This is a genomic window from Streptomyces gilvus (assembly GCF_022513565.1).
Taxonomy (GTDB): domain Bacteria; phylum Actinomycetota; class Actinomycetes; order Streptomycetales; family Streptomycetaceae; genus Streptomyces; species Streptomyces gilvus.
Window position 1 is genome coordinate 193,403 of sequence record NZ_JAKWBE010000012.1, and the last position, 12,525, is coordinate 205,927.

Consider the following 12,525-nt stretch of genomic DNA (forward strand, 5'->3'; position numbering starts at 1 on the left):
CTTTCATGGCCTCGTCGCCACTGACCCCTTCCGCCGACAGCCGGACCCGTGCGTCCGCGCTCCGTGAGGCCCTCGCCACCCGTGTGGTGGTCGCCGACGGAGCGATGGGCACCATGCTCCAGGCCCAGGACCCCACCCTCGAGGACTTCCAGAACCTCGAAGGCTGCAACGAGGTCCTGAACGTCACCCGCCCCGACATCGTCCGTTCGGTCCATTCGGCCTACTTCGACGCGGGCGTCGACTGCGTCGAGACCAACACCTTCGGCGCCAATCTCACCGCCCTGGGCGAGTACGACATCGCCGAACGCGTCGCCGAGCTGTCCGAGGCCGGCGCCCGGATCGCCCGCGAGACGGCGGACGAGTTCGCCGCCCGGGACGGCCGGCAGCGCTGGGTGCTGGGCTCCATGGGCCCGGGCACCAAGCTGCCCACCCTCGGCCACACGACCTTCGGCGCCATCCGCGACGCCTACCAGCACAACGCCGAGGGCCTCCTCGCCGGCGGGGCCGACGCCCTGCTCGTCGAGACGACCCAGGACCTGCTGCAGACCAAGGCATCGGTGATCGCCGCCCGCCGGGCGATGGAGACCGCGGGCTACGACGTCCCGCTGATCGTCTCCGTGACCGTCGAGACGACCGGCACGATGCTGCTGGGCTCGGAGATCGGTGCCGCGCTGACCGCGCTGGAGCCGCTGGGCATCGACATGATCGGCCTGAACTGCGCGACCGGTCCGGCGGAGATGAGCGAGCACCTGCGCCATCTGGCCCGCCACGCCCGCGTCCAGCTGTCCTGCATGCCCAACGCCGGTCTGCCGGTCCTGGGCAAGGACGGCGCCCACTACCCGCTGACCGCGCCGGAGCTCGCCGACGCGCAGGAGACCTTCGTCCGCGAGTACGGCCTCTCACTGGTCGGCGGCTGCTGCGGCACCACCCCCGAGCACCTGCGCCAGGTCGTCGAACGGGTCCGCGAACTCGCCCCCACCGAGCGTGATCCGCGTCCGGAGCCGGGTGCGGCGTCGTTGTACCAGTCGGTGCCCTTCCGGCAGGACATCTCCTATCTGGCGATCGGTGAGCGGACCAACGCCAACGGGTCGAAGAAGTTCCGCGAGGCCATGCTGGCGGCCCGCTGGGACGACTGTGTGGAGATGGCCCGCGAGCAGATCCGGGAGGGCGCGCACCTGCTGGATCTGTGCGTGGACTATGTCGGCCGGGACGGTGTGGCGGACATGCGGGAGCTGGCGGGCCGGTTCGCGACCGCCTCCACCCTGCCGATCGTGCTGGACTCCACCGAGGTCGACGTCATCGAGGCGGGTCTGGAGCGGCTGGGCGGCCGCGCTGTGATCAACTCGGTCAACTACGAGGACGGCGACGGCCCCGACTCGCGTTTCGCGAAGGTGACCCGGCTGGCGCGGGAGCACGGGGCGGCGTTGATCGCGCTGACCATCGACGAGGAGGGCCAGGCCCGCACGCCGGAGAAGAAGGTCGAGATCGCCGAGCGGCTGATCGCCGACCTGACCGGCAACTGGGGGATCCTGGAGTCGGACATCCTCATCGACACCCTGACCTTCACCATCTGCACCGGGCAGGAGGAGTCCCGCAAGGACGGCCTGGCCACGATCGAGGCGATCCGTGAGCTCAAGCGCCGCCACCCCGAGGTGCAGACCACGCTGGGCTTGTCGAACATCTCCTTCGGCCTCAACCCGGCCGCCCGCATCCTGCTGAACTCCGTGTTCCTGGACGAGTGCGTCAAGGCCGGTCTGGACTCGGCGATCGTGCACGCCTCGAAGATCCTGCCCATCGCCCGCTTCAGCGAGGAAGAAGTGCAGACGGCGCTGGATCTGATCTACGACCGGCGAGCGGAGGGTTATGACCCGCTGCAGAAGCTGATGGCCCTGTTCGAGGGGGCCACGGCGAAGTCGCTGAAGGCGGGCAAGGCGGAGGAGCTGGCCGCGCTGCCGCTGGAGGAGCGCCTGAAGCGGCGCATCATCGACGGCGAGCGCAACGGCCTGGAGCAGGATCTGGATGCGGCCCTGGTCGAGCGGCCGGCCCTCGACATCGTCAACGACACCCTGCTGGACGGCATGAAGGTCGTGGGCGAGCTGTTCGGGTCGGGGCAGATGCAGCTGCCGTTCGTGCTGCAGTCGGCCGAGGTGATGAAGAGCGCGGTCGCCTACCTCGAACCCCACATGGAGAAGGTGGAGGGCGAGGAGGCCGGCAAGGGCACGATCGTGCTGGCCACGGTCCGCGGGGACGTGCACGACATCGGCAAGAACCTGGTCGACATCATCCTGTCCAACAACGGCTACAACGTCGTCAACCTCGGCATCAAGCAGCCGGTGGCGGCGATCCTGGAGGCGGCCGCGGAGCACAAGGCGGATGTGATCGGCATGTCCGGGCTGCTGGTGAAGTCCACGGTGATCATGAAGGAGAACCTGGAGGAGCTCAACCAGCGCGGTCTGGCCGCCGACTACCCCGTCATCCTGGGCGGCGCCGCCCTGACCCGCGCCTACGTCGAGCAGGACCTGCACGAGATCTACCAGGGCGAGGTGCGTTACGCCCGGGACGCCTTCGAGGGGCTGCGGCTGATGGACGCCCTGATCGGCGTCAAGCGGGGCGTACCGGGCGCGGCACTGCCCGAGCTGAAGCAGCGCCGGGTGCGGGCCACCGCGTCCGCCGAGGTGGACGAGCAGCCGGTGGAGGGCAACGTCCGCTCCGACGTGGCCACCGACAACCCCATCCCCACCCCGCCGTTCTTCGGCACCCGCGTCGTCAAGGGCATCCAGCTCAAGGAGTACGCCGGCTGGCTCGACGAGGGCGCGCTGTTCAAGGGCCAGTGGGGCCTCAAGCAGGCCCGCACCGGCGAGGGACCCTCGTACGAGGAACTCGTCGAGACCGACGGCCGGCCGCGGCTGCGCGGGCTGCTGGACCGGCTGCAGACCGAGAACCTCCTCGAAGCCGCCGTGGTCTACGGCTACTTCCCCTGCGTCTCCAAGGACGACGACCTGATCATCCTGGACGAGCACGGCAACGAGCGCACCCGCTTCACCTTCCCGCGCCAGCGCCGTGGCCGCCGCCTCTGTCTCGCGGACTTCTTCCGTCCGCAGGAGGCGGGGGAGACCGACGTCGTCGGACTGCAGGTCGTCACCGTCGGCTCCCGGATCGGCGAGGAGACCGCGAAGCTCTTCGAGGCCAACTCCTACCGCGACTACCTCGAACTGCACGGTCTGTCCGTGCAGTTGGCCGAGGCGCTCGCCGAGTACTGGCACGCGCGCGTGCGCTCGGAGCTGGGCTTCTCCGGGGAGGACCCGAGCGACATCGAGGACATGTTCGCCCTGAAGTACCGTGGCGCCCGGTTCTCGCTCGGCTACGGAGCGTGCCCGAACCTGGAGGACCGCGCCAAGATCGCCGACCTGCTCGAACCGGAGCGCATCGGCGTCCGCCTGTCCGAGGAGTTCCAGCTGCACCCGGAGCAGTCCACGGACGCCATCGTGATCCACCACCCCGAGGCGAAGTACTTCAACGCCCGCTGAGAGGCACGTCGAAAAGGGCCGTCCGAGAGCGCATCGGCGCACATCAAGGCGGCCCCCGGCGGTAGTGACGGTGTGCCCCGGAGCGCGCCGGATAAACGAGGCGCTTCCGCCGCGAGAGACGTACACTGGTCGGTCCACTGCAGGCCGGTTCCCCGCGCGGGAACCGGCCTGATCGTCCCTCAAGGAGGTGCGCCCGGATGACCAGTACGGTCCCCGCGCTCGGAACCCGTACGGCCGAAGGCTCAGCCCTGCAGGCCGTGCTCCTCGACATGGACGGCACCCTGGTGGACACCGAGGGCTTCTGGTGGGACGTGGAGGTGGAGATCTTCGCGCGCCTCGGCCACGCCCTCGACGACTCCTGGCGCCATGTCGTGGTCGGCGGTCCCATGACCCGCAGCGCGGGGTTCCTGATCGAGGCCACCGGTGCGGACATCGAGCTCGCCGAGCTCACGGTCCTGCTCAACCAGGGCTTCGAGGACCGCATCGACCGCGCCCTGCCGCTGATGCCGGGCGCCGCGAGACTCCTCGCCGAACTCTCCGAGTACGAGATCCCGACCGCCCTGGTCTCCGCCTCCCACCGGCGCATCATCGACCGGGTGCTCACCTCGCTCGGGCCGCAGCACTTCGCGCTGTCGGTGGCCGGCGACGAGGTGCCCCGGACCAAGCCGCACCCCGACCCGTATCTGACCGCCGCGGCCGGGCTCGGCGTGGATCCGGCCAGATGCGCGGTCGTCGAGGACACCGCGACCGGCGTCGCCGCGGCCGAGTCCGCGGGCTGCCATGTCGTGGTGGTGCCCTCCGTGGCACCGATCGCCCCCGCCGTCCGCAGAACCGTCGTGGGCTCCCTGGAAGAGGTCGACTTGGCATTTCTCCGGGGTCTGATCACCGACTGATGACGGAAAGGGAATTAGCTTTCCAACGGATGACCGAATTCCAGTACTGTTACCGCCCGTTGGATATGTGAGGTTCCCCACTTGCACGGGGGTCGACAGTCACGGTCGGTTGTGCAGGTTGCCCCTGTTTTCCATGATCAGGCAGGCCTTTGTGTCCTGATTGATGGAAGGCTGCACTAATCCTTCCCCCGAAGGGTTTTCGGTCTGTCCACACCCGGTTTCACTGCGTGATGGCGCCTCAACTCCGGTGACTGCGGGTCCCCGTGCAGGTGCGGACTAATCTCGTCGCGAGAACCCCGCCCCTACCCCCGTGTTCCGCCGCGACACCCCTGCATGCCGGATACACGGACCTGAACAGCTCTGGAGAATCACGAGCATGAACCGCAAGACCATGGTGCTGCCTGCCGTCGCCGGCCTGCTGGCGCCCGTGCTCGCCGCCTGCGGAGGGTCCGGCAGCGGCAGTGGCGGCGGTGACGCCATCGTCGTCGGCACCACGGACCGGTTCACCGTGACCAAGGCCGCCCCGGCGCCGCTGGATCCGGCGTACGCGTACGACGTCGGCACCTGGAACATCCTGCGCCAGACCGTGCAGACCCTGATGATCCAGCCCAAGGGCGAGGGTGACCCGGTGCCCGAGGCCGCCCAGAAGTGCGGCTTCACCGACAGCGGCAACGAGCGCTACGCGTGCACCCTGCGCGACGGCCTCAAGTTCGCCAACGGCGACAAGATCACCGCGGCCGACGTGAAGTACTCCATCGACCGCGCCCGCGCCATCAAGGCCGACTCCGGCGTCTCCGCCCTGCTGAGCACCATCCAAACCGTCGAGACGCAGGGCGACAACGAGGTCATCTTCCACCTCAAGACCGCCGACGCCACCTTCCCGTACAGGCTGTCGACGCCGGTCGCCGGCATCGTCAACCCGGACGACTACGAGAAGAACAAGCTGCGCGACGGCTTCGACGTCGACGGCTCCGGCCCGTACACCCTGTCGGCCGACGTCAAGGACAACGCGATCGTCAAGGCCACGTTCACCAAGAACCCCAACTACAAGGGGACGCTCAAGGTGAACAACTCCAAGGTCGACATGGTCTCCTACGACGACGCCTCGGCCATGGGCACCGCCCTGGACAAGGGTGACATCGACGTCATGACCCGCACGATGTCCCCCGACCTCATCCAGAAGCTGTCGTCCGGCACCAACAGCAGCGAGGACCTGGTCGAGATGTCCGGCCTGGAGATCCGCTACCTCGCCTTCAACACGGACGCGCCCTCGGTGAAGAACAAGGCCGTCCGCCAGGCGATGGCCCAGCTGATCAACCGCGGCGAGCTCGTCTCCAAGGTCTACGGCACCCAGGCCGACCCCCTGTACTCGCTGGTCGCGGCGGGCGTCACCGGTCACTCCAACTCGTTCTTCAACAAGTACGGCGACCCGAGCGTCCCCAAGGCGAAGCAGCTGCTGATCAAGGCCGGCATCAACACGCCGGTCAAGCTGACCCTGCACTACACCACCGACCACTACGGCTCGGCCACCGCCAAGGAATTCCAGATCCTGCAGAAGCAGCTCAACGACAGCGGTCTGTTCGACGTCAGCATCCAGGGCACCAAGTGGGACGACTTCGTCCCGGCCGAGCGCAAGGGCCAGTACGACGTCTGGGGCATGGGCTGGTTCCCGGACTTCCCGGACCCCGACAACTACCTGGCGCCGTTCCTCGACACGGACAACTTCCTGAAGCTGCCGTACAAGAACAGCAGGATCATCAACACCCTGATCCCGGACTCCCGCCGCGAGGCCGACCGCATCGCCGCCTCCGGTGACCTCACGACGATCCAGGACATCGTCGCCGACGACGTGCCGATCCTTCCGCTGTGGCAGGGCAAGCAGTACGTCGCCGCCCGCGACGACGTGACGGGAACCGCCTACGCGCTCAACTCCTCGTCCACCCTTCAGCTCTGGGAGCTCGGCCGGGGCACCAGCAACTGACCTCCCTGAGGATGCGTGACCAGTGGCCGGTCCTGCCCGTAGTGGCGGGGCCGGCCACCGGCCTTTTGACACAACACGAAGGGGGCCCCTCGCGACAGCGAGCGGCCCCCTTCGTCGTACGACCTTCTTCCTACGCCTTCTACCCGCGTACGCCCTCTACTGCGCGCCGGGGCGCACCAGCCCGCTCTCGTACGCGTACACCGCGGCCTGAACCCGGTCGCGCAGCCCCAGCTTCGTCAGGACGTGGCCCACGTGCGTCTTCACGGTCGTCTCACTGACGAACAGGTCCGCCGCGATCTCCGCGTTCGACAGCCCCCGCGCCACCAGCTTCAGCACCTCCACCTCGCGCTCGGTGAGCGTGCCCAGCGTGTCCGGCACGGGCTCGTCACCGGACGGCAGGTGGGTCGCGTACTTGTCGAGCAGCCGCCGGGTGATGCTCGGCGCCAGCATGGCCTCGCCCGCGGCCACCACCCGGATCGCCTGGACGAGCTCGTTGGCCGGCGCGTCCTTCAGCAGGAAGCCGCTGGCCCCCGCGCGCAGGGCCTCCACCACGTACTCGTCGAGATCGAAGGTGGTCAGCACCAGCACCTTCGCCGGCCCGTCCCGCCCGGGCCCGGTGATCTGCCGGGTCGCCTCCACCCCGTCCATCCGGGGCATCCGGATGTCCATCAGGACCACGTCGGGCTGCAGTGCCCGCACCTGGTCGAGGGCCTGGAGGCCGTCTCCGGCCTCGCCGACGACCGCGAGGTCCTGCTCCGCCTCCAGGATCATCCGGAAGCCGGTACGCAGCAGCGGCTGGTCGTCGACCAGTAGGACGCGGATGGCCACGTAACTCTCCTTCGCTAGTCCGGCCCCATTCTGCCCTGTGCGACGTCCACGGACCCGACCGCCCTCACCGGCAGCGGATACGGCGGGGGAGTGCCGCCGAACTCCGGGCAGTGGGCCTGGTGGTCGCACCAGCCGCACAGCTTGGTGGGACGCGGCCGCCAGTCACCGGACTCCGTCGCCTGCCGGATCGCCTCCCACAGCGCGAGCAGCTTGCGCTCGACGCGCTCCAGGTCGGCGAGGACGGGGTCGTACGTCAGGACGTCGCCGCTGCCCAGATACACCAGTTGCAGCCGACGCGGGATCACCCGCTTCAGGCGCCACACCACCAGGGCGTAGAACTTCATCTGGAACAGGGCGCCTTCCGCGTACTCGGGGCGGGGGGCCTTGCCCGTCTTGTAGTCGACGATCCGCACCTCGCCGGTGGGGGCCACGTCCACGCGGTCGATGATCCCGCGCAGCCTCAGTCCCGAGTCCAGCTCGGCCTCGACGAACAACTCCCGCTCGGCGGGCTCCAGCCGGGTCGGGTCCTCCAGCGTGAACCAGCGCTCCACCAACTGCTCGGCCTCGCCCAGCCAGCGCGCGAGGCGCTCCCCACCGGGATCGTCCGCGAACAGCTCCACCACCTCGGGCCGGTTCTCCCTCAGCCGGTCCCACTGGCCGGGGATCAGCGCCCTGGCCCGCGGCGCGGTCCGCTCCCCGGCGGGCGCGTCGAACAGCCGCTCCAGCACCGCGTGCACGAGCGTCCCGCGCGTGGCCGCCTCACTGGGCTTCTCGGGCAGCCGGTCGATCACCCGGAACCGGTAGAGCAGGGGACACTGCATGAAGTCACTGGCCCGGGAGGGGGAGAGACCGGCGGGGGGTACGGCGACGGGTGGGGTGGCGGTCGCCTCGTCAGCGCCTGTGTCCTGGGCGCCGGCGATCGAGAGGGCACCGGTCACCGCTGCCTCGTCCGCGTCTATCTCCGTCGTTTCAGGTTCGCTTGGTGCTGCCGCTGCCGCGTCGCCCCCCAAAGGCGCGGTCGGCTCCAGCAGCGTCTCCACCTCCGCCTCGGCCTCCGGCACCGCGGCGGATGCCGTCCCCCCGGCCGCCACCTGCGGATCCGGTTGTGCGGCGGCTTCGCCCCTGGCCTGCGCCGCGCCCTCCGTACTCGTCTCCATGACCCCAGACCATACGGCCCGCCACTGACAGTCACCCAGCCGCGACCGGGACGGCGGCGGCCGGCGGGGAAACACGGGGGTGCCGGGGCGGAACGTGCCGCGACGGCCGCATACCATCGACCCGAGACCCTTCCGCCGTGCAGGCGCGGAAGACGCTTCTAACGAGGGGACATCGTGGACCAGAGCGGCGGGAGCGGGCAGCCGCGGCCCGGCACCGACGAGCCGGCCGAGCACCACGCAGGGCCTGCGGCCCCGGCCACCCCCTCAGCCACCCCGGCCGACCGCCCCCCCACGGACCCTCCCCGGTCCACCAAGACGACGAAACCGGCCGAGGGGGACCCGCCGATGGGCAACAGCACGGAGACACCGCCGGCCGAGGAACAGAACGGGCCCCACCCCGGGGGCCCGGCCGCCGACAGCACCGAGGGCGGTGTTGACCCGCGCGCGGCTGCTGACGGAGAGGGCAGCGAGTCCTCCGAGCGCGAACCCGAGGCCGGCGACGGCCCGAAGTCCCAGGCAGGGGACGGCGCCGGCGCGTCCCCGCACCCCGCGAGCGCCCCTGACGGGCAGAAGCCCGCCGCCGAAGCTCCCGGCACCGGCGACCAGCACGACCCCGAGGCGCCCAACGTCCCGGACCAGGACCAGGACCACGGTCACGCACCCGGTCAGGGCGCCGACCGCCCCGAGCGCGCCTCCCACACCCCTCACGACGCGCACCCGGACCGCCCCGCCGCGCGGACCGACCACACAGGCCACGGCCACGGACCGCGCCCCGACCACGGCCCCGACACCCACCCGGACCGCTCCGTCGCCCACGGCGGTGTCAAGAACCCTCCGCCCCAGCGGCCCGAGTCCCCCCGGGGCGGGCTCCTCATGGGCCGTCCGTTCGGTGTGCCCGTCTACGTCGCCCCCAGCTGGTTCCTCGTGGCCGCGCTGATCACCTGGGTGTTCGGCGGACAGCTCGACCGGGTGCTGCCCGAACTCGGCGCCGCCCGCTACCTCGTCTCCCTCTTCTTCGCCGTCGCCTTCTACGCCTCCGTCCTCGTCCACGAGCTCGCCCACACGGTCGCCGCGCTCCGCTTCAAGCTCCCCGTCCGCCGCATCCAGCTCCAGTTCTTCGGCGGAGTCTCCGAGATCGAGAAGGAGGCGGAGACCCCGGGCAGGGAGTTCGTACTGGCCTTCGTCGGCCCCCTGCTCTCCCTCGTCCTCGCCGGGATCTTCTACGTCGCCCTGCAGCCCGTGGAACCCGGCACCGTCCCCGGCGTCCTGCTGGCCGGCCTGATGATCTCCAACCTCATCGTGGCCGTCTTCAACCTCCTGCCCGGCCTCCCCCTGGACGGCGGCCGTATGCTCCGCGCGGTCGTGTGGAAGATCACCGGCAAGCCCATGAGCGGCACCATCGCCGCCGCCTGGGTCGGCCGCGCGCTCGCCGTCTCCGTACTGATCGGCCTCCCGCTGCTCACCCAGTCCGGCGCGCTCGGCTCCACCGCCGAGGACAGCGTCGGCATGGACACCGTCACCGACGCCCTGCTCGCCGCGATCCTCGCCGCGATCATCTGGACCGGCGCCGGCAACAGCCTCCGCATGGCCCGCCTGCGTGAACACCTCCCCGAGCTGCGCGCCCGCAACCTCACCCGGCGCGCCGTCCCGGTGGAGACCGACACCCCCCTCTCCGAGGCCCTGCGCCGGGCCAACGCCGCCGGCGCCCGCGCCCTGGTCGTCGTCGACTCCGACGGAGCCCCCCTCTCCCTCGTCCGCGAGGCCGCCATCGTCGGCGTACCGGAACACCGCCGCCCCTGGGTCGCGGTCAGCGGCCTCGCCCAGGAACTCACCGACGGCATGCGCGTCTCGGCGGAACTGGCCGGCGAGGACCTGCTCGACGCCCTGCGCGCGACCCCCGCCACCGAGTACCTGGTCGTGGAGGAGACCGGCGAGATCTACGGCGTACTGTCCGCGGCGGACGTGGAACGCGCCTTCGTGAAGGCGATGGCCAGACCGTCCTAGTGGTCGGCGGCCACCCCAAACCCCGGTAGGCTGTTCACATGTCCGAACCGACCGGTGCCGCCCGCAGGCGCGGGCCCTTCAAGGTCGGGGACCAGGTACAGCTGACCGACCCCAAGGGCCGCCACTACACGTTCACGCTCGAGGACGGGAAGAACTTCCACACCCACAAGGGTTCCTTCCCGCACGACGAACTGATCGGCGCTCCCGAGGGCAGCGTTGTCCGCACCACCGGTAACGTCGCCTACCTCGCGCTGCGCCCCCTGCTCCCCGACTACGTCCTGTCCATGCCCCGCGGGGCCGCCGTCGTCTACCCCAAGGACGCCGGGCAGATCCTCGCCTTCGCGGACATCTTCCCCGGCGCCCGCGTCGTGGAGGCCGGCGTCGGCTCCGGCTCGCTCAGCAGCTTCCTGCTGCGCGCCATCGGCGACCAGGGCATGCTGCACAGCTACGAGCGCCGCGAGGACTTCGCCGAGATCGCCCAGCAGAACGTCGAGCGCTACTTCGGCGGCCCCCACCCCGCCTGGCAGCTCACCGTCGGCGACCTCCAGGACAACCTGTCCGACACCGACGTCGACCGCGTCATCCTCGACATGCTCGCCCCCTGGGAGTGCCTGGAGGCCGTCTCCAAGGCCCTGGTCCCCGGCGGCATCCTGTGCTGCTACGTCGCCACCACCACCCAGCTCGCCCGGACCGTCGAGTCCATCCGCGAGATCGGCTGCTTCAACGAGCCGACCGCCTGGGAGACGATGATCCGCAACTGGCACATCGAGGGCCTGGCCGTCCGCCCCGACCACCGGATGATCGGCCACACCGGCTTCCTGCTCACCGCCCGCCGCCTCGCCGACGGCGTCGAGCCCCCCATGCGCCGCCGCCGCCCCGCCAAGGGCGCCTACGGCGAGGACTACGCCGGACCCAACGCCGAAGGCGGCGGCCGCTGACGCGACCGCGTACCGCAGTCAACGCCCCGGCGCTGCGGCGGAGTTCCCCAAAACCGTACGGAACTCCGCCGCAGCGCCTTTAGCTTGACACCCCGCCACAAACCGTACGATCCGGGCAGCCCCTTGTTCGGCACCCCGGACCCCGGCGTTCCACCCCACTGTGACGTGTGGCACGATGCAGGCCACTCCCACCGGCACAGCCCTCCCAGGAGACGCTCCTAGTGCAGCAATCCGCCGTTCCGGAACTCGCGCACACCCAGACCCGCCCGATCCACTGGGTCGCCACCGCCGCGGCCGTCGCCGGAGTGATGGCGCTCTCCTCGCTCCTGCAGCCCAACCCGGCCACCGCGGCCCAGCCCGCCGGCCCCCGCACCAAGGCCGCGCACCCGGCCACCGCGCCCGGCACGGCGGGACTGGACTTCCCGATCACCTGCGGCCCGGTCAAAGCGGTCGTACGGAAGAAGGCCAGCGGAGACCTCGACGGCGACGGCAACCCCGAGACCGTCGCCGTCGTGCACTGCGACGCCCCCATGGGCACCCCACCCGACGGCGTCTACGTCATCACGCGCGCGACCGACGGCAAGCCCCGCGTCGTCGCCACCCTCCTCGCCCCCAAGACCGGCGACACCGTCAGTGACTTCGACGTACGCGACGGAGCCGTCACCGCCACCGTCTACGGATACTCGTCCGACGACGTGCCCCGCTGCTGCCCCGACATCACCGACCACGTGAAGTGGCAGTGGAAGAACGGCTCGTTCGTGCGCTCGACACCCGCCGGCACCCACAGCGTCTGAGAGCCGCCACGCGCACGTGTGAGAAATCAGACAGTCGTAACGGCCCGTACCCGTTACATCACTCAGCGTCCGGACCGTAGACCTCGACCCTGTCCGAAACACGGCGGACATGAATGCACTCACCCGGACATTCCTTCGCCGAATCCACGACATCCGTGAGAAGCGGCAACGGCACCGGCGTCGCGGCCCCCGGCACCTGCAACAACTCGTCCCCCGCGCCCTTCACATAGGCCAGACCATCGATGTCCAGCTCGAACACCTCAGGCGCGTACTGCGCACAGATGCCGTCGCCCGTACACAGGTCCTGGTCGATCCAGACCTCCAGTTCCTCGCCGTCGGCCACGGCCTCCTGCTGCACGCTCATCTCTCCTGCCGTTTACAAGTCGAGCCTGCGGGAATCCGG

The 12,525-nt window shown here is 70.2% G+C and carries 9 protein-coding genes; 6 read left to right on the forward strand and 3 right to left on the reverse strand.

What is annotated here, in order from left to right; genetic code table 11:
* Positions 1–5: 5 nt before the first annotated feature.
* The 3 genes from metH (at position 6) to MKW14_RS20460 (ending at position 6,401) form a co-directional block, all read left to right on the forward strand.
* Positions 6–3,527, forward strand: a complete 3,522-nt coding sequence (gene metH, locus MKW14_RS20450) for a methionine synthase (RefSeq protein WP_240864281.1) — start codon at positions 6–8, stop codon at positions 3,525–3,527.
* A gap of 197 nt (positions 3,528–3,724) precedes the next feature.
* Entirely contained in the window at positions 3,725–4,420 is a 696-nt protein-coding gene (locus tag MKW14_RS20455; RefSeq protein ID WP_240864282.1) for an HAD family hydrolase, read from the forward strand.
* Between the two features lie 376 nt (positions 4,421–4,796).
* On the forward strand, positions 4,797–6,401 hold the full coding sequence (locus tag MKW14_RS20460; RefSeq protein ID WP_240864285.1) for an ABC transporter substrate-binding protein: 1,605 nt from the start codon (positions 4,797–4,799) through the stop codon (positions 6,399–6,401).
* Positions 6,402–6,557: 156 nt separating this feature from the next.
* On the opposite strand, the gene MKW14_RS20465 is transcribed toward MKW14_RS20460, so the two are convergent.
* Both MKW14_RS20465 and MKW14_RS20470 read right to left on the reverse strand, forming a co-directional pair.
* On the reverse strand, positions 6,558–7,229 hold the full coding sequence (locus MKW14_RS20465) for a response regulator (RefSeq protein ID WP_240864286.1): 672 nt from the start codon (positions 7,227–7,229) through the stop codon (positions 6,558–6,560).
* A gap of 14 nt (positions 7,230–7,243) precedes the next feature.
* Positions 7,244–8,269: a RecB family exonuclease gene (locus MKW14_RS20470; RefSeq protein WP_374116581.1), complete on the reverse strand. Its 1,026-nt coding sequence runs from the start codon at positions 8,267–8,269 to the stop codon at positions 7,244–7,246.
* Between the two features lie 462 nt (positions 8,270–8,731).
* On the opposite strand from MKW14_RS20470, the gene MKW14_RS20475 reads away from it, so the two are divergent.
* From MKW14_RS20475 to MKW14_RS20485, 3 genes are all read left to right on the forward strand, one after another.
* Positions 8,732–10,390 (forward strand): site-2 protease family protein, encoded by a 1,659-nt coding sequence (locus tag MKW14_RS20475; protein WP_276621294.1) that lies wholly within the window; start codon positions 8,732–8,734, stop codon positions 10,388–10,390.
* 38 nt (positions 10,391–10,428) lie between these two features.
* The gene (locus MKW14_RS20480; RefSeq protein ID WP_208781314.1) at positions 10,429–11,328 is read left to right on the forward strand and encodes a tRNA (adenine-N1)-methyltransferase; all 900 of its coding nucleotides are present in this window, start codon (positions 10,429–10,431) and stop codon (positions 11,326–11,328) included.
* 221 nt (positions 11,329–11,549) lie between these two features.
* The gene (locus MKW14_RS20485; protein ID WP_240864292.1) at positions 11,550–12,122 is read left to right on the forward strand and encodes a hypothetical protein; all 573 of its coding nucleotides are present in this window, start codon (positions 11,550–11,552) and stop codon (positions 12,120–12,122) included.
* Positions 12,123–12,180: 58 nt separating this feature from the next.
* On the opposite strand, the gene MKW14_RS20490 is transcribed toward MKW14_RS20485, so the two are convergent.
* Entirely contained in the window at positions 12,181–12,486 is a 306-nt protein-coding gene (locus MKW14_RS20490) for a ferredoxin (RefSeq protein ID WP_240864294.1), read from the reverse strand.
* Positions 12,487–12,525 lie beyond the last annotated feature (39 nt).